The organism is Streptomyces sp. NBC_00536 (genome assembly GCF_036346295.1).
In the GTDB taxonomy this organism is placed as follows: Bacteria; Actinomycetota; Actinomycetes; order Streptomycetales; family Streptomycetaceae; genus Streptomyces.
The window spans coordinates 2975108-2998153 of the sequence record NZ_CP107819.1 but is presented as its reverse complement, the minus strand read 5'-3'; the positions used below and the strand labels follow the sequence as shown (position 1 = coordinate 2998153).

The following is a 23046-nucleotide window of genomic DNA, read 5'->3' as shown; positions in this document are numbered from 1 at the left end:
CGCCGGTCAGCGGTAAAGAGGGGGGCGCTCGGCCAGTTCGACGAGGGTCCGCGCCCCGGTGCGGGAGGCGGCGAGGCCCGCTTCCGAGACCGCCGCCGCCGCGTAGCCGTCCCACGCGCCGGGACCCTCGGCCCCGCCCCGCGCGGCCGCGGCCACCCACCGGCGCAGCTGGCGGTCGTAGGCGTCGGCGAAGCGCACGGTGAAGTCCTGGTCGATCGCACCGCCCCAGCGGCCCGCGGACTGCACCACCATCGCGTGGCCGTCGCCGATCCGGGCGCTGCCCGCCTCGCCCACCGCCTCGCACTGCACCTGGTAGCCGACACCGCAGTTGACGAAGATCTCCACGTCCACGATCGCGCCGCCCGAGGTCTCCAGCAGGACGAGACGGGGGTCGCGCAGCCCCTCGGGGGCCGCGGCCGAGGGCGCCGGGGAGAGCACGGTGACGGCCGTGACCTCCTGCCGCAGCAGCCAGCGGGCCGCGTCCACCTCGTGCACCACCGAGTCGGTGATCAGCATGTCGCTGGTGAAGAAGGACGGCGAGGAGGCGTTGCGGTGACGGCAGTGCAGGAACAGCGGCCGTCCGATGCCCCCGGCGTCCAGCAGCTCCTTGAGGCGCTCGTACTCGGCGTCGTAGCGGCGCATGAAACCGACCTGCACCAGCCGCCGCCCCAGCCGCTGTTCGGCCTCGACGATGCGCAGCGCCCCCGCCGCGTCCGGGGTCAGCGGCTTCTCGCACAGCACCGGCAGGCCCCGGGCCAGGGCCGCCAGGACGGCCTCCTCATGGGCGGGGCCGGGCGAGGCGATGAGCACCGCGTCCACCCCCGGCGCGGCTATCGCGGCCGCCGGGTCGGTGTGCGCGCTCGCGCCCTCCAGCGCGCCCGCGACCTCCTTGACCCGGTCGCCGTCGGGGTCGGCCACGGCCACCACCCGGGCCCCGCCCACGGTCCGCCCGATCCGGCGGACGTGGTCGCTGCCCATCTTCCCGGTGCCGATGACGGCGATGCCGAGCGTGCTCATGCGTACCTCTTCCGAACTCGGGGGTGGGTCAACGGGCGCCGCAGGAGCGCAGGAAGGCGCGGGTGCGGCGGGCGATCGGCAGCGGTCGTTCCGGCGGGCAGGGGTACATGTCCTGCTCCACGATGGCGAAGAGGTCCACCCCGAGCCGCTGGGCCGCCGCCAGTACGGGCTCCAGCGCGGGCACCCCGGCGGGCGGCTCGCACATCACCCCGCGGGCCACCGCCGGACCGAAGGGCAGCCGCTCCGCGACGACTTCGGCGAGGATCCGGGGATCCACCTGCTTGAGGTGGAGGTAGCCGATGCGCTCGCCGAAGGTCTCGATCGCCTCGACGCTGTCGCCGCCGCAGTACGCGTAGTGCCCCGTGTCCAGGCAGAGCGAGACCGCTTCCGGATCGGTCGCGTCCAGGAAGCGGGCCACGTTCTCCGGAGTGTCGATGTGCGTGTCGGCATGCGGATGGACCACGATCCGCAGCCCGTACCGCTCGCGCACCTCACGGCCCAGCCGCTCGGTCTGCCCGGCGAGTTCGCGCCATTGCCCGGCGCTGAGGTTGCGGTCCTCCAGGACCGCCCCCGTCTTGTCGTCCCGCCAGAAGGAGGGGATGACGACCAGGTGCTCCGCGCCCATCGCCTGAGTGAGGGCGGCGATCCGCGACACGTGCTCCCAGGTCTGCTCCCACACGGCGGGCCCGTGATGGAGTCCGGTGAAGACCGTGCCGGCCGAGACCTTCAGCCCGCGCTTGCCCGTCTCCTCGGCGAGCCGCGCGGGATCGGTGGGCAGATATCCGTAGGGGCCCAGTTCGATCCACTCGTAACCGGCGTCCGCGACCTCGTCGAGGAAGCGTGACCAGCCGGTCTGCCGGGGATCCTCGGGGAACCACACGCCCCAGGAGTCCGGAGCCGAACCGATGCGGATACGGGTCAACGCGGGCGGGGAGGACGTCATGACGACACCTTAGGGTGCGAGGCTCAACGGGACAGGCAAGAGCGCCTGGATGAGACAGGCCGGAACAGGGAGGACGACCGCTTGTGACCACCGACCCGTTCGACGTGACCACCGAGCCGTTCGATGTGATCACGATGGGCCGGATCGGGGTGGATCTCTACCCCCTGAGAACCGGTGTACCGCTGGCCGAGGCCGACACCTTCGGCAAGTTCCTCGGCGGCTCGCCGACCAATGTCGCGGTCGCCGCCGCCCGGCTCGGGCGGCGCACCGCCGTGATCACCCGGACCGGGGCGGATCCCTTCGGCGCGTACCTGCGGCGCGAGCTGCGCGGATTCGGCGTGGACGACCGCTGGGTCACCGAGGTCGCCGCCTACCCGACCCCCGTGACCTTCTGCGAGATCTTCCCGCCCGACCACTTCCCCCTCTACTTCTACCGGCAGCCCAAGGCACCCGACCTGGAGATCCACCCGGAGGAACTCGACCTCGAAGCGGTGCGCGCCGCCCGGGTGTTCTGGATGACCGGCACCGGCCTGAGCGAGGAACCGAGCCGGACCGCGACCCTGGCCGCGCTGGAGGCCCGGGCGAAGTCCGGGATCACCGTCTTCGACCTGGACTGGCGGCCGATGCTGTGGTCCGCGAAGCCGGAGGAGCGGGACGAGCCGCGGGACTGGTACGCGCGGGCCCTCGCCCACGCGACCGTCGCCGTCGGCAACGCCGAGGAGTGCGCGATCGCCACCGGCGAGAGCGAGCCGTGGGCGGCGGCCCGGGCGCTGCTGGCCGCCGGAGTGGAACTGGCGGTGGTCAAACGGGGCCCCGAGGGGGTACTGGCCGTCCACCGCGACGGCCGCGCGGTGCAGGCGCCACCGGTGAAGGTGGAGGTGGTCAACGGGCTGGGCGCCGGGGACGCGTTCGGGGGAGCGCTGTGCCACGGGCTGCTCGGCGGCTGGGAGCTGGAGCGGGTGGTGCGGTTCGCGAACGCGGCGGGGGCCATCGTGGCGTCCCGGCTGGCGTGTTCCACGGCGATGCCGGAGGCCGACGAGGTGGAGGAGGTGCTGGCGTCGTGGCGGTGACCGGGACGTGGGGGATGGCGCGTACGGAGCTGCGCGTGCTGGAGCTCGCGCCGGGGGAGACCCACCGGCTGGAGTGCGGGGAGTACGAGTGGATCGTGCTGCCGCTGGCGGGGGCGTGCGCGGTGCACAGCCGGGGCGCCGCCCCGGAGGCCCAGGACGACCGGGTAGCCCCGGAGGCCCCGGACGACCGGGAAGCCCCGGAGGCCCCGGACGACCGGGAAGCCCCGGACGAGCCGGGAGCTTTGGCCGACCCGCCGCAGGTCTTCGAACTGCGCGGCCGCGCCGATGTGTTCGCGGCCGTCACCGACTTCGCCTACCTGCCGCGCGGCGGCGGCGCCGCGATCACCTCGCCCGGCGGCGGCCGCTTCGCGCTCGCGGGGGCCCGTACCGCTCCCGGCCGTCGGCTGACCGCGCGCTACGGCCCCGCCGAGCGGGTGCCCGTCGAGCTGCGCGGCGCGGGCAGCTGCTCCCGGCAGGTCAACAACTTCGCCGCCGCCGGGGTCTTCGACTGCGACCGGCTGATCGCCGTCGAGGTGCTCACCCCCGGCGGGAACTGGTCCTCCTACCCGCCGCACAAGCACGACGAGCACCACCCCGGCGCGGAGTCCGAGCTGGAGGAGATCTACTACTACGAGATCGCCCCGCACGGGGACACCCCCGGCCTCGGCTACCAGCGTGTCAGCCCGTCCCCGGCCGGGAAGACCGACATCCTCACCGAGGTGCGGACCGGTGACGCGGTGCTGATCCCGGACGGCTGGCACGGGCCGTCCATCGCCGCGCCCGGCCATGACATGTACTACCTCAATGTGATGGCGGGACCGGGGGAGACCCGGGAATGGCTCATCCGGGACCACCCCGACCACGGGTGGATCCGGGACACCTGGCCCGGCCAGGCCGTCGACCCCCGGCTGCCCTTCACCACGGACTCACCGCACCGATCGGACTCACCACACCGGACGGACTCACCGCACCGATCGGAGGACGCCCGGTGAGCGACACCCCTCACCTCACCACCCGTCACCTCACCGTCGCGCAGGCCCTCGTGGCCTTCCTCGCCCGCCAGTACACCGAGCGCGACGGCCGCCGAGCCCGCCTGATCGCCGCGACCTGGGGGATCTTCGGGCACGGCAATGTCGCCGGGATCGGGCAGGCGCTGCTGGAGAGCGGACCGGAGGCGATGCCCTTCCTCCAGGGCCGCAACGAACAGGCGATGGTGCACGCCGCCGTCGGCTACGCCCGGCGCAGCGGCCGGCTCTCCGCGCACGCCGTCACCACCTCGATCGGCCCCGGCGCGACCAACCTCGTCACCGGGGCGGCCCTCGCCACCATCAACCGGATCCCGGTCCTCCTGCTCCCCGGCGACACGTTCGCCACCCGGCCCGCCGATCCGGTGCTCCAGCAGCTCGAAGTGCCCTGGGCGGGGGACGTGTCCGTCAACGACACCCTGCGTCCCGTGTCCCGCTACTTCGACCGGATCACCCGCCCCGAGGCACTGGTCCCGGCCGCGCTCCAGGCGATGCGGGTGCTCACCGACCCGGTGGCCACCGGCGCCGTCACCCTCGCGCTGCCGCAGGACGTGCAGGCGCAGGCGTGGGACTGGCCCGAGGAGTTCTTCGCCGAGCGCGTGTGGTCCGTACGCCGTCCACGGCCCGGCCGGGCCGAGCTGGCCGCGGCCGCCGAAGCGGTACGGTCTTCCGCGCGCCCCCTGCTCATCGCGGGCGGCGGCATCCGCCACAGCGGCGCCGAAACCGCCCTGGCCGCCTTCGCGGAAGCCACCGGCATCCCGGTCGCCGCCACCCAGGCGGGCAAGGGCGCCCTCCCCCACGGCCACCCCGCCGAGGTCGGCGGGATCGGGCACACCGGCACCGACACCGCCGCCGCGCTGGCCCGGGAGGCCGATCTGGTGATCGCGGCCGGGACCCGGCTGACCGACTTCACCACCGCTTCGGCGACCCTCTTCCGGCATCCCGCCGTGCGTTTCGTCGGGCTCAACCTCGACCCGTACGACGCGCACAAGCTCGCCGCCCTCCCCCTGGTCGGCGATGCCCGCGAGAGCCTGGACGAGCTGCGCGAGGCGCTCGCGGGCCACCGGGTCGCGCCGGAGCACGCGGCGCGCTACACCCGCGCGAAGGCGGACTGGGAGGCGCGTGTGGACCGTGCGTACGCCGCCCCCGACGCGAGCGCCGTACCCACCCAGGCGCAGGTGCTCGGCGTCCTCGACACCCTGCTCACCGGGGACGACGTCATCGTCAACGCGGCCGGATCGCTCCCCGGTGACCTGCACAAGCTGTGGCGGGCCCGCTCCCCGCACCAGTACCACGTGGAGTACGGCTACTCCTGCATGGGATACGAGATCCCCGCCGCGCTCGGGGTGGCCCTCGCCGCGCCCGGGGACCGGGTGTGGGCGCTGGTCGGCGACGGGACGTACCTGATGAACCCGACCGAGATCGTCACCGCCGTTCAGGAGCGCGTCCCGCTGCGCCTGGTCATCCTCGACAACCACGGCTACGCCTCCATCGGCGGGCTCTCGGCGGCCGTCGGCGGCGAGGGGTTCGCCACCGCCTACCGCTTCCGGGAGCCGGACGGCGGGTACGGCGGCGCGCCGCTCCCGGTGGACCTCGCGGCCAACGCGGCCTCCCTCGGGATGGCCGTGTTCCGCGCCCGCACCATCGGTGACCTGCGGGAAGCCCTGACTGCGGCCCGGGATGCGGACCGTCCCACATGTGTCTACGTGGAGACCCGAACGCCCGACACTGTGTCGGGCCCACCCCCGGCGGCCGCGTGGTGGGATGTTCCTGTGGCCGAGACCGCGACCCGTGCGTCGGCGGCCCAGGCCCGTGAAGCGTACGACCGGCAAGCCGCGCAGCGACGTCGCCATCTGTGAAGGAGCAACGCATGAAGACCGTCAACCACTGGATCGGTGGCAAGACCGTCGAGGGCGCGTCGGGCAACTACGGCCCGGTCACCGACCCCGCCACCGGCGAAGTCACCACGCAGGTCGCCCTCGCCTCGGCCGAAGAGGTCGACGCGGCGGTACAGGTCGCCAAGGAGGCGTTCCTGTCCTGGGGCCAGTCCTCGCTGGCCGCCCGCACCAAGGTGCTGTTCGCCTACCGCGCCCTCCTCGACGCCAACCGCGACGCGATCGCCGAGCTGATCACCGCCGAGCACGGCAAGGTGCACTCGGACGCGCTGGGCGAGGTCGCCCGCGGCCTGGAGATCGTCGAGCTGGCCTGCGGGATCACCGTGCAGCTCAAGGGCGAGCTGTCCACGTCCGTCTCCAGCCGCGTGGACGTCGCCTCGATCCGCCAGCCGATCGGCGTCGTCGCGGGCATCACCCCCTTCAACTTCCCGGCGATGGTGCCGATGTGGATGTTCCCGCTGGCCGTGGCCTGCGGCAACACCTTCATCCTCAAGCCGAGCGAGAAGGACCCCTCGGCCGCCAACAAGCTGGCCGAGCTGGCCACCGAGGCGGGTCTCCCGGCGGGCGTGCTGAACGTCGTCCACGGTGACAAGGTGGCGGTGGACGCCCTCCTGGCCCACCCCGACATCGCCGCGGTCTCCTTCGTCGGCTCCACCCCGATCGCCCGCCACATCCACACCACCGCCTCCGCCAACGGCAAGCGCGTCCAGGCCCTCGGCGGCGCCAAGAACCACATGCTCGTCCTCCCGGACGCCGACCTCGACGCGGCCGCCGACGCGGCGGTCTCGGCGGCGTACGGCTCGGCCGGCGAGCGCTGCATGGCGATCTCCGCGGTCGTCGCGGTCGGCGCCATCGCCGACGAACTGGTCGAGAAGATCCGCGAGCGCGCCGAGAAGATCAAGATCGGCCCCGGCAACGACCCCACCTCCGAGATGGGCCCGCTGATCACCGCGGCCCACCGCGACAAGGTCGCCTCGTACGTCACCGGCGCGGCCGCCCAGGGCGCGGACGTGATCCTCGACGGCACCGGTTACACGGTCGAGGGCAACGAGAACGGCCACTGGATCGGCCTGTCCCTCCTGGACAACGTCAAGACCGACTCCGACGCCTACCGCGACGAGATCTTCGGGCCGGTCCTGTGCGTGCTGCGCACGGAGACCTACGAGGAGGGCGTCGCCCTCATCAACGACTCGCCCTTCGGCAACGGCACCGCGATCTTCACCCGCGACGGCGGCGCCGCCCGCCGCTTCCAGCTGGAGGTCCAGGCCGGCATGGTCGGCGTCAACGTGCCGATCCCGGTCCCGGTCGGCTACCACTCCTTCGGTGGCTGGAAGGACTCGCTCTTCGGCGACCACCACATCTACGGCAACGACGGCATCCACTTCTACACCCGCGGCAAGGTCGTCACCACCCGCTGGCCGGACCCCTCCGAAGCCCCCTCGGGCGTAGACCTGGGCTTCCCCCGCAACCACTGACCCACCCCGGGCCCCCGGGCCCGCCCCGGACCCGCAGCCCAACCCCCGGCCAACCCTCACCGGCCGGGGGTTCCTGCTGCCCGGGGCGGTTTCCAGAAACGGAAACTCGAACCCCTTGTTCCTCCTGGGTGGAGCCCGGGAACATCAGACACGACACCCGACGACGAGGGGGACCAGTGGCTACGGAACTGACGCGGTAGGTGGGCTCGTGCGACCAGTGCGAGTGCCCGACACGCTGGGGGATTGGCTCAAAGGCTTCAGCCGCGAAGCCTTCCGGCTGGAGACCCTGGACGACTACAGCAAGGCGGGTGGTGTCGACGCCTATCGAGCTTTCCTTGCCGGTGAGCCGCAGCCCGAGAAATTCCAGACGGCTGAATGGATGACGACGGTCGGGAACGCCGTCCAGTCAGGAAAGCGAATCTACCGTGTCCACGTCCTCGCCCGTCCGCTCACCGATTACCTTCGGTTTGAACTCTCCTGGGGGTATCGCCGGAACATAGAGGCGGGGGAAGAGTTCTTCATCCTGGACATCACGAGCCAGGAGAACCCGATTCCGGATGCCCTGGACTTCTGGCTCTTCGATGAGCAGACCGTCGGAGCCATGAATTACGACGGGGAAGGTAAATACCTGGGTTTGGATTTCCCCGGGGAGGAGCAGCTGTCCCGGTTCTTGACGTACAGGGATGTGGCAATGGCTCATGCCGTGCCGTTCTCTGAATGGTGGGCGAAGTACGGCGAGTGAATAAATCGAGCCTTGGGTCGGCGCTGCGGAAACTGCGGGAGACCTCCGGACTGGAGGCCAAAGCGGTTGCCCGTGGCGCTGCCATGTCTCGATCCAAGCTGTCCAAGATTGAAACCGGCAACACAGCGGCAAGCGTGATGGACGTCGACTGCATCCTCACAGCCATAGGTGTATCGGACGAGGTCAAGGCCGAGTTCATGGCTGTCGCCAGAGAGGCGGCCACAGGAGTAACTGCCTGGCGGCTGATCCGACGACTTGGGTACAGTCGCAAACAGCAGCAGGTTCAGTCCCTGGAATCGCAGACAACGCTGCTGCGCCTGTTTCAGCCCTCGCTCATTCCCGGACTACTCCAGACTCCCGAATATGTTAGGGCTGTTTTCGCGCGAAGAAACCTGACGGAGGCGCAGCTGGAGCGCACCATCGGTGCAAGGTTGGCGCGGCAAAGCGTCCTGTACTCGGAAGGGAAGGATTTCCGCTTCATCATCACGGAACCCGTCCTCCGGTGGCGCATCGTTCCACCCCTGGTAATGGTGGGACAGTTGGACCGGCTGATTTCCGTCTCGCGCTTGCCCGGCGTCGATATCCTTGTCGTTGCGCTGTCCGCCGCACAGGCGGATTTTCCAGGACACTCATTCTCGATCAAGGACGAGCGTACGGTAACCGTTGAAACGGTGCATGCGGAAACTGTGGTGACAGACCCCAGGGACGTTGCCCTGTACGTATCCAAGTTCGAAGGATTCAGCCGGACTGCGGTTTCCGGTGACGATATGCGGGCCCTGATCGAAGCCATCCGAGACGGGTTTTTGCGCGAACAGGAAACCGGCTAGAACCTCGTCTCCCGCCCCGACACCATTGGCCGTCGATGCACCGAAACGATGGCGAAGGGGTGTGGCATGGCGAGGGTGAAGGAAGTGGAAGTCCCGGAGGGCGATTGGGGTGCGTGGGAGTACGTGACCTATGCGCCCGGGCGTGAGTGTTCCGCCTGCCGCCGGGTCATTGGGGACCTGGAGGCCGTTCGCCGGGGCGTTGTCGATCGGACGTCGGGTGCGCCCTTCGTCGTGTACCGGCATGCCGAGCGGTGTCCTGGTGGGCGGGGGGTGGGCGCGTGAGGGATTTGCGGGCCTGGCGGGAGGGGCATGTGCGGGCCGACGGCGCCGTGGCGGCTCTGCGGGACGCCTTGGGGGTGCTCGGGGTTCCCGAGGGGGCGTGGAGCGGGGTGCGGTCCATGGTCGACTCCGAGGGCCTCGCGTACGTGGAGGTGGGGGTGCTCCCGGCCGAGGTGGTGGAGCGGCTGGCCGAGGTCGTGAGGGGCGCCGACCGCCGTCCCGCCCGAGAGGAACGGCAGCGATGACGACGATGCTCGACATCCCGGCCGTCCCGAGGCATGGGCGGGACCTCGTCAGTCCCGAGCTGTTCGAGAAGGTGGCCGAGTTCTGCGCGGAGGAGTACGGACATGAACTGTCCACTGCGCGCCGGATCGTGGACCAGGCCCTTGCCTTCCTCAAGGTCATGGGAGATGCCCGCGCGTTCGACATGACCCCGTCCGACGCCGTCGACCCCGGCTGGCACTCGTTCGTGCTGCACACGCAGGCGTACGCCACGTGGTGCCAGGAGCAGTTCGGGTTCTTCCTCGGGCACGAGCCCAAGGCCACCGTCCGAACCCGCCCACTGATCGGCTCGGTGGTGGACCGCGTCAGGGCCGCGGGGTTCCACGTGGACGACAGGTTGTGGGGCGCGGCGAAGAACTGCAATCCGCCCGCCTGCTGCGGAGACGGCGACGGCTGCTGATCCAGCTCGCGGAATGAGCCCCGGAGGCGGCCAATGCGTCCGGGACTCACCCCTAGCAGAGGTATGGCGCATGCCAGTTGATGAGAGTCAGTCCGGGCGCGGCAGGGTCACGGTCTTCCGTATGTTCGGTGCGGTCTTCGGTTACGCCACACACTCCCTTGATGAGCGGAACCTGGGGGAAGTCGCCGTGGTCGGGCCGCTGACTCCTGGTGTCGAGTGGGGACGGTTGTGGGAGATGGCCAGGGCGATGTGCCGGGCCTCGGAAGGCGAGAGCGAACACGCCCGATGGATCATGGCGCAGGCGAACCGCTCGTTCACCTGCGGTGGCGACGTGGTGGTGAAGTTCCCCCGGGGTGACTGGAAGCTCGCGCGGGGCAAGCGGGCCGACCTCGGCGGGTACTGCCACCGTGACCACCTCTGGACGGGCGCCATGACCGTTGAGGAGGCGACCCCGGAGCAGGTGGCCGCGTACGCCTCGACCTACCAGGCCGTCACCAGCCCAACCAGGCTGTCCGACAAGGGGGTTTCACCATGACGTGCCCCCACGCACACCTTTCCCCGACCGGCTCGTCGAGATCCCCGAGGCAGTGCTGCGGGAGGCGTTCCGTGCTCTTGGATGGTGAGGCCTGGCGGTCCAGGTTCCAGCGCTTCACGGTCGAAGCGTGGCGGCTGGAGACGCTGTCCCAGTACCTCATGCCGCAGGAGGAAGAGGAGTTCCGGGCGTTCAAGGCCGGGGTGCGCATCGACCCACAGACGGTCTCGAACGCCTACACGGAGCGGCTCCGGCTCCAGGCTGGGGAGGGCCGGCCGCAGGGCCGGGTGCACGTCCTCACCCGGCCGCTGTCCGACTACTTGCGGTTCGAGTTCTCCCAGTACTACGCGCCGCACGTGCTGGCCGGTGAGCAGATCCGCATCCTCGACGTGACCGACCGGCCGAACCCACTTGAGGGAGTCCAGGACTTCTGGATGTTCGACCGTTCCGAGGTGGTGCTGATGAACTACCAGCCGGACGGGCGTCAGATCAACCGAGAGGTCTACGAAGGCGACCCCGCTCCGTTCCTCGCATACCAACGCATCGCCATCGCCGAGTCGGTGTCCTTCGAGGAGTACGTGAAGTGACGTGGTTACAGGAGGGGCACGAGGGCGTTTGCCGCGGATTCGCTCCAGGTGATGTCCGCGTGGCCGTGGTTCGGGAGGATGCGGTAGGTGACTCGGGGGTTGCCGGAGGCGCGGATGAGGGTTGCGCCTTCGGGGTGGTCGCCGCGGCCGTGTTCGGTGTTGAGCCAGAGGACTTCGGCGCGGATGTGGTGCCAGGGGATGGAGTAGGTCGCGTCGCCGGCTGCCCAGATCGCGCTCAGGTCGCGCATCAGGGCCAGGGGGATCAGGCCGCTGCCCAGGGCCGCCGTGGCTTCGTGCCATACGGAGAGCGGGGTGTGGGTCAGGGTGTACCGGTCCTCGGCCGGGGTGGGGCCGAAGGTGTAGGTGCCCGCGGCGTGGCCGCGGGCGTAGATCCAGTTCGCCGGGCCGGGGAGTGCGGCGGTGTGGATCAGGGCGTAGTGGGCCAGGCCCGCGTGGGTGAAGCGGAGCGCCGGGTCCGGGGGCCAGGGGACGGGGGAGGCGCCGTCCGGGTCCGTCACGGCCCGGGAGACGAGCCCCGTGAGCCCGGGGTCGGCCGCGTGGGTGCCCGCCGCGAGCTGGGCGGCGTACGCGTCCCGGGTGGCGGCGGCCCGGGCGGTGTCCTCGCCGGTCAGCGGCCCGGTCGTGTCCAGGACCAGGACGCGCCGCAGCCGCGGCGAGGGGTCGTGGGCGGCGGCGTCCAGGGCGAGGGCGGCTCCGGCCGAGTGCCCGGCGTACTGGTACGGCAGGCCCAGTACGGAGTCCAGCGCGGCCACCACCCGGGCCAGGTCCCGGCGGTGCGCGGCGAGCCCCCACTCGGCGCTGACCTCGTCCGGCCGGGCCGCGTCCTCGCGCGGGGTGACCCCGACGACCACGTGGCCCTGGCGGCGCAGCCGGTGGGCGAGGCCCTGATCGTCCGGGGTGAGGAAGGAGGCGGCGAAGTTCAGCCCGCCGCCCGGGAGCAGGTACACGATCCCGCGCGGGGGGAGAGAGGGATCGGCGATCACGTCCACGGTGATGGGGATGCTGTCCCCGTCACCCGGGCCGCCGTCGAAGAGCGGGAGGGTGAGGCGGAGGAAGCCGGGGCCGGGGAGGTGGGCGGCCGTGCCCGTGCTCAGGGTGCGTTCGATCAGGGTCAGCAGGGCCGGGCCGGAGAGGGCCGGAGGAGCGAGGGCCGGAGGAGCGAGGGCCGGGGGAGCGTCGTCGGGCTGCTGTCGGTCCATGGAAAATGCCTCCCCGTAGCGGTGGCGGGCGAGCGCCGCCACCTGGGGACACCCTTCATGATCAGCGCGTTTCAGCCAAGTCCCCGGCTCGTTCCGGAACTTCTGAGTCCGGGCGGCGCCCGCGGCGGCGCAGTACCCAGGCCGCGATCCCGGCCCCCAGCAGGACGAACAGCGTGCCCGCGGCGGGCCACGGCACGGCGATGAACTCCGCCCCGCCGGTGGGATTCAGGTCCGGGTACGCCGTCGCCACGGCCTTGACCTGGACGGTGACCCAGTCCAACTGCGGGGAATCCGCCCACTGTTCGGTCATCGTGACGCGCTGGCCCGGCAGCAGGGTCAGCTTCTGGTCACGCGCCGGGCGGCTGAGCACGTCCCGCCCGAAGAGGCCCTCGGCGCTCACCGCGACCTTCGGCTCGATCACCACGTTCCCCCGGTTGACCAGCGTGTACGTGATCGTGGCGGGGGCCTGGTGCACCCACGGCAGCAGCGGGGCGTCCCGGTGGACGCGTACGTCCTCGACGCTGAGACCGGGCGTGAGCGGCCCCGGCACCCGGAAGTAGAGCCGGGCGCCGACCGAACGCTTCACCCCGACCTGGACCTTGCCCTCCTGCTGGATGCCCTCCACCTCGGTGTTGAGCGCGACGATCCCGCCGACGTGGTCGCCCGGCGTCGCGTCCTCGGGGACCTTCACGGTGAAGGGGATGTCCTTGCGGCCCTTGGCGGGGACGGTGACGGTGGCCGTGTCCGGGGGGAGTTTCAGCCAGGTGCCGACGTCCTTGGGCTTTGTCTCTGCGGGCAGCAGCGCGAAGGCGCCGCCGGACGGGGTGTTCATGGCGTCGGTGGCGAAGACCTGGAAGGTGAGGTCCTTGGCGGAGGAGTTGAGGATCGTCACGCTGTCGCTGACGCTGGACCCGGCCGCGCCCTGGTGGAAGAAGTACGCCCGGTCGGTCATCGCCGCGCCCGCCGGGGGCGTCGGGAAGACGCCCCAGGTGCCGTTCTCGGCGGCGTACGCCGTCCCGGCCGGAGTGAACAGCCCAGCGAGTGGCAGGAGGAGACCGACGAGCAGGCCGTACAAGGAGGTGCGGGTGCGGCGCATGGGCTGGTCTCCAGACAGGACGGAAACGGGGGACGGAAACGGGGAAGGGTGGTGCGGCGCCGGAGCGCCGCACCACCCGGTGCCGGGCTGGGTCAGGCGATCGAGAAGGTCACGACCGACTGGTAGGTGTCGGCGAACATGAACGGCGGGAGCTGGATCATCCCGGCGCCGCCGACGGCGAACTCACCACCGGTCAGCGCGTCCCCGCCGGCCGCCTGGGAGGCCACCTTCATCGGGGTGTCCGTGATCGCGCCGGGGGTTCCGGCGGAGCACGTGCTCGGGCTGTCCGCGTTGGTCACGGTGCAGGTCGGCTGGATGCCGATCTGGGCCTTGGCCATCGAGTGGCCGGTGGTCTGGTTCAGGAACGGCGTACGGGTCGCCGTCACGTCCCAGCCGAGGGTGCCGCCGCGGAAGTCCTGGACGGTCGCGGCGTTGAACATGCCGACCACCGACTGGGCCTTGCCGTTGATGGTGACGGAGCCGAAGCTGACGGCGGGCTGGCCGTCCTTCGGACCCAGGGCCAGCGGGCCGGGGAGCACCTCGACGTCGACCGGGTTCTTCACGCCCGGCTGGTCCTCCAGGTACACGAAGGACTTGTACGGGGCGACCGAACCGTCGATCTTGATCGCGTCGGCCTTCTTGGTGACCGTGATGTTGCAGCTGGCGACGCCCGACGCGTCGGCCGTGCCGGTACCCGTGTCACCGGTCGCCGCGCCGCCGAGGAGGGCGGAGCAGGTCACCGCGCCCGCGGGGAAGTTGGCGCCGGTGGCGACGACGGCGGTGCCCGCCTTGCCGCTGTTGGGCGTCACCTTCGTGGTGACGGGGTCCTTGGGCAGGGCTTCCACGGCGACCGAGCCGACCGATCCGCTGGGGCGCGGGGCGGGCGTACAGGTCGTGGTGTAGACCGTGCCGCTGAGGTCGGCGTCCGTGATCACCTGGTCGATGGCGATCTGGACGGTGGTCCCCTCGGTGCCGTCCGGGATGGTGATGTTCCCGCTGAACGCCGGCGGGTCGGCCTTCTTGTTGGCCTCCTGGTGGCTGGGTACGGCCGGGCTGGTGACGGTCTGGGCGACCCCGCCCACGAACAGCTTGGCCTTGATGGTGTTGACCGTGTCGATCGTGAACATCGGGATCACCGGGGTCGCGCCCGGGTCGATGGTGATCGGCACGGACTGCCCGGCCTTGGCGCCGTCCGGGAGCGTGATCGTGAAGTCCTGGTTGCCGTTGGCGCCGGGCTGCGGCGCGGGGGCGACGCAGTTCATGGCGACCGGGGTGGTCTTGGCCGCTGCCTGAGCCGTACCCGCCAGGCCCACCACGCCACCCGCCAGGGCCAGGGAAAGGGCGCCCGCCCCGGCCAGAACTCTTCGTCGGAACGTTGTCGTACTCACTGGGTCGCGACTCCTTCGTCAAACGAACCCTCCCCCCACCCGCTGTGGGGGAGAGGCCGAGCCGGTGCGGTGGCCGATATTGACGCGTCGCGGTGATGAGAAGTCAATGGCTTGCTTTCGCCCGAAGCACTCAGACATTGATGTCCCATCAGGGCAGGGCGGAGAGCGGGTGGTTCGGGGTGGGGCGGGTGGGGTGGAGGGGTGCGCCGTACGGTCCTACGGGGCAGGCTGGACGGGCTGGACGGGCGGGGTCACCGGCGCCGCCACGGGCGGGGTCACCGGCGGGACCACCGGCGCGACCACCGGCGGGGTCACCGGCGCGGCGGGCGCGGCCGGGGTCTGGAGGAGGAGGTTCGGGGTTCCCGCGGGCAGGTTCGTGATCTTGTTGACGGCGGCGCCCGCGAGGAGCACCCGCGCCACCTCGGCCGGGGTCTTCGCCGTCCCGGCGGCCAGGACGAGGGCCGCCGCCCCGGCGACGTGCGGGGCGGACATGGAGGTGCCCGAGAGGGTCCGGACGGCGTCCGGGGAACCCTTCCAGGCCGAGGTGACGCCCAGTCCGGGGGCGAAGAGGTCCACGCAGCGGCCGTAATTGGAGAAGAAGGCCCGCCGGTCATTGGCGTCGGTCGCGCCGACCGTCAGGGCGGTGGGGGTGCTGCCGGGGGAGGAGCGGCAGGCGCTGGTGTCGTCGTTGCCCGCCGCGGCGGTGAAGGTGATGCCGGACGCGACGGCCCGGGCGACGGCCCGGTTCATGCCGAAGCTGTAGCCGCCGCCCATGCTCATGTTGGCGACGGCGGGCGGCCCGCCCGCCTTCCGGGCCTTGAGGGCGTGGCCGACCATCCAGTCGATGCCCGCGATGATGTCGGAGACGCTCCCGTTGCCCTGCCGGTCGGCCACCTTGACCGCGATCAGGCCGACCCCCTTGGCGACCCCGTAGGTGGCGCCGCCCAGGCTCGCCGCCACGTGACTGCCGTGACCGTTGAGGTCCTGGGCGGCCTCGGTGGTCTCGTTGACCCCGAAGACGGCGCGGCCGCCGAACTCCGTGTGGGCGGTGTTGATCCCGGTGTCGAGGACGTACGCCGTCACGCCCGCGCCGGTCCCTGGGTACGCGTACACCCCGTCGAGGGGGAGCGCGCGCTGGTCGAGGCGGTCCAGCTGCCAGGGGGCCGGGGTCTGCGTGCCGGGTGCTCCGGGCGTGCCGGGCGTGCCGGGCGTGCCGTTCTCGCCGGGCCCGGCGGTGGTGTGCACGAGGGCGTCGGGCTCGACGGACACCACCCGTGGATCGGCGGCGAGTTCGGCGGCGCGGGCCGCGGTGGTGCGTACGGCGAAACCGCTCAGGGCGGTGTCGTACACCCGGCCCACGGTGTCGCCCGCCCGCGCGGCCTCGGCGGCCAGGGCCCGGGCGGGGGCGCGCGCGGAGGTGTCCTTGAGGATGACGACGTAGGGGGCGGTGGCGGTGTCGTGGCCGCTGCTCGCGCCGGTGTGCAGGGGCAGGGCGGTCGCCGTCAGGAGGGCGGCGGCGGGGAGCAGCGCGGTGATTGCGGTCATGCGGCGATGCTCGGTGAGGCGGGGCGGGTGCGCGCGGAGGGTGCGCCGAGTGGGCGCACGACACGCCGCCGAAGGGGGGTGCGGACGGGTGGTGCGTGAACGGGGCGCCTGTACGGGGCCGGGCCGGGCCGTCCGGGGACGGGCCGTCCGGGGACGGGGTCCCGCCGCGGGCCCGCCGCCTGGGCCGGGCGGGGCCGTCGAAGAGGCGCTCGGCGGGGCCGGGTTCGGCGTCATCGCGGCCGCGGCGGCTGCCCGGGCTGGTGTGCCTCCGGCGGCGCCTCAAACGCCGGCGGGGCTGGTTCAGCCCGCCGGGCCTTCCCGTACCGTCGGCGAGGCTGGTTTCGGCCCGCGGCACCAGTCCGGGCTGGTGTGCCTCCGGCGGCGCCTCAAACGCCGGCGAGGCTGGTTCAGCCTGCCGGGCTCTCCCGTACCGTCGGCGAGGCTGGTTTCAGCCCGTGGCACCAGCGTGGGCTGGTGTGCCTCCGGCGGCGCCTCAATCGTCGGCGAGGCTGGTTTCGGCCTGCCGGGTCCTCCCGTACCGCCGGTGAGGCTGGTTTCAGGCCTCCTGTACCGCCAGTGCGGCCGCGTAGCCGCGGGGGGCCGGGAGGTCGGTCAGGGTCCAGCCCGGGACCGGGGCGGGGCCGGGCAAGGTGCCGACGTACGGTTCGGCCAGGCCGAGGGCCAGGCCCGTGCCGGTGGCCTTCAGGAAGGCCTCCTTGCGGCACCACACCCGGGACAGCGCCAGGGGCCGTCCCGTCACGGGCAGGGCGTTCAGCTCGGCGGTCTCGTCGGGGTGCAGGGTGTTCAGCACGTCGACCACCGCCTCGGGGCTCGGTATCGCCTCCACGTCGACCCCGACCGGAACCCGGGCGACGGCGAAGTACGCCAGGTCGCCGCTGTGCGAGAGCGAGAAGTGGAGCGGGCCTCCGGCGACGGCGGGACGGCCGTGCGGGCCGCCGCAGCAGGGGCAGGTCTCACGGACCAGCGAGACCCGTTCGGGGGCCAGGCCCAGGTAGCCGCCGAGCAGCACCCGCAGCCCGACGTGCGACGCCAGATAGCGGTGCCGGTCGGCCTGCTGGCGGCGGCGGCCCGCCTGGTCGCGCTCGGCCGCGTCCAGCAGCGACAGCGCCTCGGCGACGCGGTGGCCGCCGACCACGTCCAGCGTGGTGTCCAGGGCCCACAGGGACACGGCGTTGCCCTGGGGCAGCGCGCCGATCCGCGGGGCGGCTCCGCCGAGTTGGTTCACGTACTCGATCACCTGACCGAGGGTAGTCGAGTCCGGGGACGGTCAGACAGGCGGCCGGGGTTCCGGGCAGGGGGTCCCCGGGCCCGGTCGGAGCGTCAGCGCGTCGGGGTCGCGTCCGCCATCGTCGTGCCGGCCGGGACCGCGGTGGGAGCGACCGCGCCGTTGGTCCAGGCGTAGACCTTCTCCCCGCGCACCACGACCTGGTACCCGCCCCGGCACTCCGGGCGCACTCCGTGCTCCGTGCCCTTCGGCCACCACTTCGCGCCCAGCTTCGGGGTACCGGGCTGCGCCGGGGCGCCCGCGCACTGGGGTCCGGCCAGCGGGGTCCGGCCGAGGGTGAAGCGGATCAGCTTCGCGTCGCCCGTCGTGTGGGCCTTGACCTTGACCTTCTTGGCGTCCTGCGGGATCCAGTCGGGCAGGACGAAGGCGGGGTCGCCCTGCTTCGGCGCGTCCGCCGCGGTGGCGAACGTCTTCTCCTCGTTGTTGAAGAGCCGGGCGTTGACGGTGTCGGTCAGCGGGTTCGGAGGCAGGTTCGGCAGGGCGACGGCGGCGGTGGCGATGACTCCCACGGTGGCGAGGGCGATGACGAAGGGACGCTTCATGTCTCCAGTGTTACCGCCGGAACCCCCGTACGGGTCCGCCCTGCGGACGAACCCGTATTCTCCGCAAGTCTGATGCCGGAACCGGCCCAGGACCCTGCTCCCCCTTTGGACAGAGGGCCCGCTCCCCCGTGAGGTGTACGCGGCGGACCCCCGCGGCCTCGGATAATCGGGGATATGTCTTTTATGGGGCGCACCATGGCCCGCGCCGCGGCCGAGGCGGTGGGCGGCGGGATCCTCATTCTTGCGGCGTACGCGGCCCTCGTCCGGATCGGCGGCTCGCTCCCGCTGAACGCGAAGGTCCTGCTGACCCTGGCCGCGCTCGCGGTCTTCGTCGTGCGCCGCCGCTTCCCCGAGGCCGCCCTCGTCCTCATGGGCGCCCTGCTCGGCACGATGTCCGCCTTCGCGCCGCTGGCGGCGGTGACCGCGTACACGGTGACACGGCAGTTGGCGGGGAGCGGACGGCGGGCCGCCGCGCTGCGGGAGCGGACCGCCGCCGCCGAGGAGGCCCGGCGGCTCGCGGACAGCGAGGCGCGCACCCACGAACGGTCCCGGATCGCCGCCGAGATGCACGACCTGGTCGGACACCGGCTCAGCCTGATCTCCCTGCACACCGGCGGGCTGGAGATGGCGCTGCGCGGCCAGCCGCAGGACCTGCGGGACAGCGCCGCGCAGATCCGGCAGACCACCCGGGACGCCATGCGGGAACTGCGCGAGGTGCTCGGGGTGCTCGGGCCGCTGGCCCGGGACACCGGCACGGACGCGCTGACCGATGCCACCGGCACCCGGGCCGACATCGAGGCACTGGTCGCCGAGTCGCGGGCGGGCGGGGTCGCCGTGGAGGTGGCCGTCGCGCACACCGCGGACGTGGTCGAGGTGAGCGTGGTCAACGGCGCCGGAGCCGTGGCCCCCACCCCCCTGGTACGGGTGCCCGCGCCAGGGGCCGACGCGCCGGAGGCCGGGGCAGCGCGGCCCGCGCGGACCGGCCCGGGCGCGGGGGCCCGTACCGGGGCCCCGGGCATGGGCAGGGACGGGGCGGGAGCGCGTACGGGAGGGACGCCGGGAGCGGGCGCCGCCGCCGACGGCTTCGCCGCGCGGATCGCGGGCGTCGCTGCCGACCGGGCCACCCTCAGCCTCGCCGGCGTTTGAGGCGCGGGTCCGGGCAGAGCCCGGTTGCGCCTCCGGCGGGCCCTCAAACGCCGGGCAGGCTGAACTTGCTGCGCCACCTCGGCCCCGGCGGGGGCTAGGGCGTGTTTTAAAAGTAGCGCCGGGCGCCCGGAGGGCGCGGCCCGCGGCGTCTGGTGCCGTGCATCGCAAGGCGGAGGATCGCCCGCCTACTGGACGTAATCGGGCGTTCCGACAACGCAGCGAGGCGCGGTGCCAGGCGTCGCGGGCCAGGCGGGACTTTTAAAACACGCCCTAGGCGCGGCACGCGGGGGGCATCGAGGTGGTCGCCGAGGCCGCCGACGGCGCCGCGGCCGTCGAACTCGCCGCCCTGCACCACCCGGACGTGGTCCTCATCGACATCCGGATGCCCGTCCTGGACGGGCTCGCCGCGATCGCCCCGCTGACCGCCCTGGAACCCCGGCCGCAGGTGGTCGTGCTCACCGCCTTCGGCGACGACGACAACGTGCTGCGCGCGCCGGCCGAGGGAGCCACCGGTTTCCTGCTCAAGGACGAGGGCCCCGACGAACTGATCAGCGCCGTACGGTCGGCCGCGGCCGGTGACGCCGTGCTCTCGCCCGGGGTCACCGGCACGGTCATCCGGCGGATGCTGGAGGGCGGTGGCGCGCGGCCCGCCCGCCGTCCCCTGCCCGCCGCCCCCGACGCCCGGATCGCCGCGCTGACCGAGCGCGAGCGCGAGGTGCTGACCCTGCTCGGGGCGGGCCTGGCCAACCTGGCCGTCGCGCGGCGGCTCGGGATCGGCATCGGCACGGTCAAGACGCACGTCGGCTCGATCCTGGAGAAGACCGGCAGCACGAGCCGGGTCCAAGCGGCCCTGCCGGCGCATCAGCTGGGCCTGGTGCCGTGACCTGGCAGACCCGGGTCCGGCAACTCCGACAACAAGGTCCGCTGCCACGCGAGGCGGTCGGTGAGTTCCCGCAGCAGCGCCTGGTAGCCGAGGGCCAGGGCGTCGAGCAGGCCCTCCGGGAACAGCGCGTCGATCCCGTCGAGCTGGACGACGAGCGCGCCGTGCTGCTCCATCGCGAAGGCGGTCAGCCAGGTCTGCGGGCTCTGGCTGACCGTGTGGACCTCCGGTCCGAAGAGTTCCAGGGCCGAACCGTCCGCGCCGCCGTCCTGTTCGACCGCGCTGCAGAAGGCGTACGGCATCAGGGCCGCCGGGGCTCCGGCCCGGCGGGCCAGTTCCCGCAGGACCAGGACGCCGGAGTGGTCCCGGTGCGCCAGGTCCTCGCGCAGCCGCGCGTGCAGCAGCCGGGCCCGTTCGGCGAAGGTCAGGCTCCGGTCCACCTCGGCCTCGACCAGGAGCAGGTCCGAGTACTGGCCGATGGCATGGCGGATCCGGGGGTGGACCGGCGGCCGGTGGGGGACGGTGGCGCCCAGCGTGAACCGGGCCCCGGCGCCCCACCGGGCCAGGGTCTGCGCGTACGCCGCGAGCAGCACCACGGTCACGGTCAGCCCCGCGTCGGCGGCCCGTTCCTTCAGCGCGGCCCACGCCTCCCGGTCGAGGCGGGCCCGGCGCTGCGAGAACCGCGGCGGACCGGCCGGCAGCGGACCGGCGCGCAGCGGCAGCCGGGGGGCGGGGGCGAGCCCGTCGATCCTGGCCAGCCAGTACTCCCGGGCCCGGCGCGCCGGAGCCCGCTCGCACGCCTCCTCCAGGGCGGCCACGTACTCCTCGTACAGCAGTTCCTCGGGCGGGGCGGTCCGGGTGCGCCCGTGCTGCGCGTACTCCTGCCACCAGGCCCGGAAGAACAGGAACATGCTGGCCCCGTCCATCACCAGGCCGTCGTGGCTGACGTGCAGCACCATCCGGTCGTCGGCGAGGACGGTCACCTCGACGGCGAGCAGCGGCGCCCGGTCCACGGGCAGCGTGCGGTGCACCCGCTCCTCGCGCAGCTCGCCCCGGATCCTGGTCTGTTCCCGGGTGCCGTGCGCGCGCAGGTCGAGGCGGGAGATCCGCGTCCGGCAGCCGCGGATCTCGGTGATCTGGCGGCCGGTGGCGGAGAACCGCGACCGCAGGCCGCTGTGCGCGTCGACGACGGCGGCCAGCGCTTCCTGGAGCCGGTCGACGTCCCAGCAGCCCTCGATCTCGTGGTAGACGTGTCCGCCCGCGGCGCCGGGGTCACCGGTGCGCAGCCGGGCGTGCTGGAGGGGGGTCAGCGGGAAACCCGGACCGTGCAGTTCCACTTGTCGCAGATGGTGGATCAGGTCGGGTTTGGCGGCCCTGAGCCGCGCCACGAACTCCGGGTCCATGCACGTCCGGTCGCCCTGTACCCACAGGTCCGGTCCGAACAGCTCCACCGACAGGCCGCGGTGCTCGATCTCGCGCAGGACCTCCCGGTAACTCATCGCGGCCCGGGGCCGGCCGCGGCCTCCTGGGCGCTGCGGGGGGCCGCGTCGGGAAGGACGTCGGTGAAGGTGCTGCGCAGCCCGTTGAAGTCCAGGAAGGTCAGCCAGCGCGCGGCCTCCTCGACGGTCTCCGCCGCCCGGTTGACCCCGGGGAGCAGCGATCCGGTCAGCAGCCGGGTGACCCCGTAGGCGATCGGCAGGGACACCGCCCGCGCCATCGCGCTCTCGGTCTCCTCGCCGGTCAGGTCCATCCGGTAGGAGCCGTACCAGCGCCTGCCGTCCGCGGTCCGCGCGTCCAGCGTGACCGAGAGCAGCACGCGGTCGCGGTCGGCCTCGGTCGCGGGGTGGCGCACCGCCAGTTCCCGGGCCAGCTCCAGCATCTGGCGCTTGTCGCCCGTGCGCACCACGCGGAAGACCGGCTCCCACGCCTCGCGCCAGCCCGCGCGGCGCAGGGTGCCGCGGATGAAGGTGCGCATCCGCCAGTCGGCGGGGACGCCGTAGCGCGCCACGAAGGGCACGCTGTCGTGGTTGGGGTAGACCTCGAAGTCCTCACCGGCCAGCCGGTGCGGGCGGGTGACCTCCCACGGGCGCATGGCGGTGAACTCGCCTCCCTCGCTGATGTGCCGGGTGGGGGAGCCGAGGGCCGCGAGCACGTCGTACGGGGCCCAGCTGAAGCGGTGCCGGAAGGCGTTCGGGACGGCCGGGATGCCACCGCAGTACGAGGTGAAGTCGACGGACTCGGCGCTGTCCCCGACGGCCAGGCGCGCCCGCGCCACCAGCAGACGGGCCATCATGTGGTCGATGCCGGGCTCCAGCCCCGCCTCCGTCAGCACCACGAGGCCCGCCGCGGCGGCCCGCCCGAGCAGGGTGTCCAGCTGCGCCGATGCGCCCACCAGCGGGGTCGGGCAGGCGAAGTGGGCCCCGCTCTCCAGGGCCAGGCGCAGCAGCCAGGGGTGCTCGGCGGGCGGGAGCATCGAGACGACGATGTCCCCGCGGCCGACCTCGGCCTCCAGAGCGCCGTCCGTCAGGGCCCTGACCTCGATCTCGTCGTACGAGTCCAGGCCGAGGGCGGCCAGCCGGTCCTCGCCGCGCAGCGCCGTACGGTCCCACACCACGACGCGTTCCGCGTGCGCGCACAGCAGCTCCAGGCCGCTGCGGCCGGTGGACAGACCCGTGCCGATCCAGTGGACGGTGCCGCTGGTCGGCGCGGCCACCGGGGCGCGCCGGGGCCGGGGCAGCGTGAGCGAGGGTGGGACGGGCGCGTGCGTGCGGGTATGGGCGTGGGTGTGGGTGCGGGCGGCGGGTGCCGTCATCAGGTCAATGGACACGGGCGTACTCCCTGTTCTGGCG

Annotated in this window: 21 protein-coding genes and 1 pseudogene; 12 read left to right on the top strand and 10 right to left on the bottom strand. The window is 72.7% G+C overall.

Annotated features, from left to right (window positions below; all coding sequences use genetic code 11):
• Positions 1-6: 6 nt before the first annotated feature.
• Together OHS33_RS12925 and OHS33_RS12920 are read right to left on the bottom strand one after the other, a co-directional pair.
• The gene (locus OHS33_RS12925) at positions 7-1017 is read right to left on the bottom strand and encodes a Gfo/Idh/MocA family protein (protein WP_330330546.1); all 1011 of its coding nucleotides are present in this window, start codon (positions 1015-1017) and stop codon (positions 7-9) included.
• 28 nt (positions 1018-1045) lie between these two features.
• Positions 1046-1960, bottom strand: coding sequence for a sugar phosphate isomerase/epimerase family protein (locus OHS33_RS12920; protein ID WP_330330545.1), 915 nt, complete (start codon positions 1958-1960; stop codon positions 1046-1048).
• A gap of 134 nt (positions 1961-2094) precedes the next feature.
• Here OHS33_RS12920 and iolC point away from each other — a divergent pair, with 134 nt between their 5' ends.
• From iolC to OHS33_RS12870, 10 genes are all read left to right on the top strand, one after another.
• Complete coding sequence (gene iolC / locus OHS33_RS12915) at positions 2095-3030, top strand: 5-dehydro-2-deoxygluconokinase (RefSeq protein ID WP_443065438.1); 936 nt, start codon at positions 2095-2097, stop codon at positions 3028-3030.
• Positions 3031-3044: 14 nt separating this feature from the next.
• On the top strand, positions 3045-4022 hold the full coding sequence (gene iolB / locus OHS33_RS12910; RefSeq protein ID WP_330330544.1) for a 5-deoxy-glucuronate isomerase: 978 nt from the start codon (positions 3045-3047) through the stop codon (positions 4020-4022).
• The gene (gene iolD / locus OHS33_RS12905) at positions 4019-5914 is read left to right on the top strand and encodes a 3D-(3,5/4)-trihydroxycyclohexane-1,2-dione acylhydrolase (decyclizing) (protein ID WP_330330543.1); all 1896 of its coding nucleotides are present in this window, start codon (positions 4019-4021) and stop codon (positions 5912-5914) included. Before iolB ends, iolD begins: the two co-directional genes overlap by 4 nt.
• Positions 5915-5925: 11 nt before the next feature.
• A complete protein-coding gene (locus OHS33_RS12900) occupies positions 5926-7425 on the top strand; it encodes a CoA-acylating methylmalonate-semialdehyde dehydrogenase (RefSeq protein WP_330330542.1) in 1500 nt (499 codons plus the stop codon).
• A 223-nt stretch (positions 7426-7648) separates the two neighbouring features.
• The gene (locus tag OHS33_RS12895) at positions 7649-8167 is read left to right on the top strand and encodes a DUF6879 family protein (RefSeq protein ID WP_330330541.1); all 519 of its coding nucleotides are present in this window, start codon (positions 7649-7651) and stop codon (positions 8165-8167) included.
• Complete coding sequence (locus tag OHS33_RS12890; RefSeq protein ID WP_330335028.1) at positions 8164-8994, top strand: helix-turn-helix domain-containing protein; 831 nt, start codon at positions 8164-8166, stop codon at positions 8992-8994. Before OHS33_RS12895 ends, OHS33_RS12890 begins: the two co-directional genes overlap by 4 nt.
• A gap of 278 nt (positions 8995-9272) precedes the next feature.
• Positions 9273-9518: a hypothetical protein gene (locus OHS33_RS12885; protein ID WP_330330540.1), complete on the top strand. Its 246-nt coding sequence runs from the start codon at positions 9273-9275 to the stop codon at positions 9516-9518.
• The gene (locus OHS33_RS12880; RefSeq protein ID WP_330330539.1) at positions 9515-9955 is read left to right on the top strand and encodes a hypothetical protein; all 441 of its coding nucleotides are present in this window, start codon (positions 9515-9517) and stop codon (positions 9953-9955) included. The genes OHS33_RS12885 and OHS33_RS12880 overlap by 4 nt, the downstream gene beginning before the upstream one ends.
• A 70-nt stretch (positions 9956-10025) precedes the next feature.
• Positions 10026-10490, top strand: a complete 465-nt coding sequence (locus OHS33_RS12875; RefSeq protein WP_330330538.1) for a hypothetical protein — start codon at positions 10026-10028, stop codon at positions 10488-10490.
• Between the two features lie 71 nt (positions 10491-10561).
• Positions 10562-11074 (top strand): DUF6879 family protein, encoded by a 513-nt coding sequence (locus OHS33_RS12870; protein WP_330330537.1) that lies wholly within the window; start codon positions 10562-10564, stop codon positions 11072-11074.
• Between the two features lie 5 nt (positions 11075-11079).
• On the opposite strand, the gene OHS33_RS12865 is transcribed toward OHS33_RS12870, so the two are convergent.
• From OHS33_RS12865 to OHS33_RS12840, 6 genes are all read right to left on the bottom strand, one after another.
• Complete coding sequence (locus OHS33_RS12865) at positions 11080-12294, bottom strand: hypothetical protein (protein WP_330330536.1); 1215 nt, start codon at positions 12292-12294, stop codon at positions 11080-11082.
• Positions 12295-12355: 61 nt separating this feature from the next.
• Positions 12356-13390: a WxL protein peptidoglycan domain-containing protein gene (locus OHS33_RS12860; RefSeq protein ID WP_330330535.1), complete on the bottom strand. Its 1035-nt coding sequence runs from the start codon at positions 13388-13390 to the stop codon at positions 12356-12358.
• A 92-nt stretch (positions 13391-13482) separates the two neighbouring features.
• Positions 13483-14778 carry a hypothetical protein gene (locus OHS33_RS12855; protein ID WP_330330534.1) on the bottom strand — a complete coding sequence of 432 codons (1296 nt, stop codon included), beginning with the start codon at positions 14776-14778 and terminating at the stop codon, positions 13483-13485.
• A 216-nt stretch (positions 14779-14994) separates the two neighbouring features.
• Positions 14995-16323, bottom strand: a complete 1329-nt coding sequence (locus tag OHS33_RS12850; protein ID WP_330330533.1) for a S8 family peptidase — start codon at positions 16321-16323, stop codon at positions 14995-14997.
• A gap of 556 nt (positions 16324-16879) precedes the next feature.
• Positions 16880-17581 (bottom strand): 4'-phosphopantetheinyl transferase family protein, encoded by a 702-nt coding sequence (locus OHS33_RS12845; RefSeq protein ID WP_330330532.1) that lies wholly within the window; start codon positions 17579-17581, stop codon positions 16880-16882.
• Between the two features lie 83 nt (positions 17582-17664).
• Positions 17665-18171 (bottom strand): hypothetical protein, encoded by a 507-nt coding sequence (locus OHS33_RS12840; protein WP_330330531.1) that lies wholly within the window; start codon positions 18169-18171, stop codon positions 17665-17667.
• A gap of 183 nt (positions 18172-18354) precedes the next feature.
• On the opposite strand from OHS33_RS12840, the gene OHS33_RS12835 reads away from it, so the two are divergent.
• Together OHS33_RS12835 and OHS33_RS12830 are read left to right on the top strand one after the other, a co-directional pair.
• A complete protein-coding gene (locus OHS33_RS12835) occupies positions 18355-19317 on the top strand; it encodes a sensor histidine kinase (RefSeq protein ID WP_330330530.1) in 963 nt (320 codons plus the stop codon).
• A gap of 277 nt (positions 19318-19594) precedes the next feature.
• A pseudogene (locus OHS33_RS12830) lies at positions 19595-20200 on the top strand (response regulator); the annotation flags it as partial.
• Here OHS33_RS12830 and OHS33_RS12825 read toward each other — a convergent pair.
• Together OHS33_RS12825 and OHS33_RS12820 are read right to left on the bottom strand one after the other, a co-directional pair.
• Positions 20179-21696: a condensation domain-containing protein gene (locus OHS33_RS12825; RefSeq protein ID WP_330330529.1), complete on the bottom strand. Its 1518-nt coding sequence runs from the start codon at positions 21694-21696 to the stop codon at positions 20179-20181. The pseudogene OHS33_RS12830 and the gene OHS33_RS12825 sit on opposite strands and share 22 nt — an antisense overlap.
• Entirely contained in the window at positions 21693-23024 is a 1332-nt protein-coding gene (locus tag OHS33_RS12820) for a saccharopine dehydrogenase C-terminal domain-containing protein (protein WP_330330528.1), read from the bottom strand. The genes OHS33_RS12825 and OHS33_RS12820 overlap by 4 nt, the downstream gene beginning before the upstream one ends.
• Positions 23025-23046 lie beyond the last annotated feature (22 nt).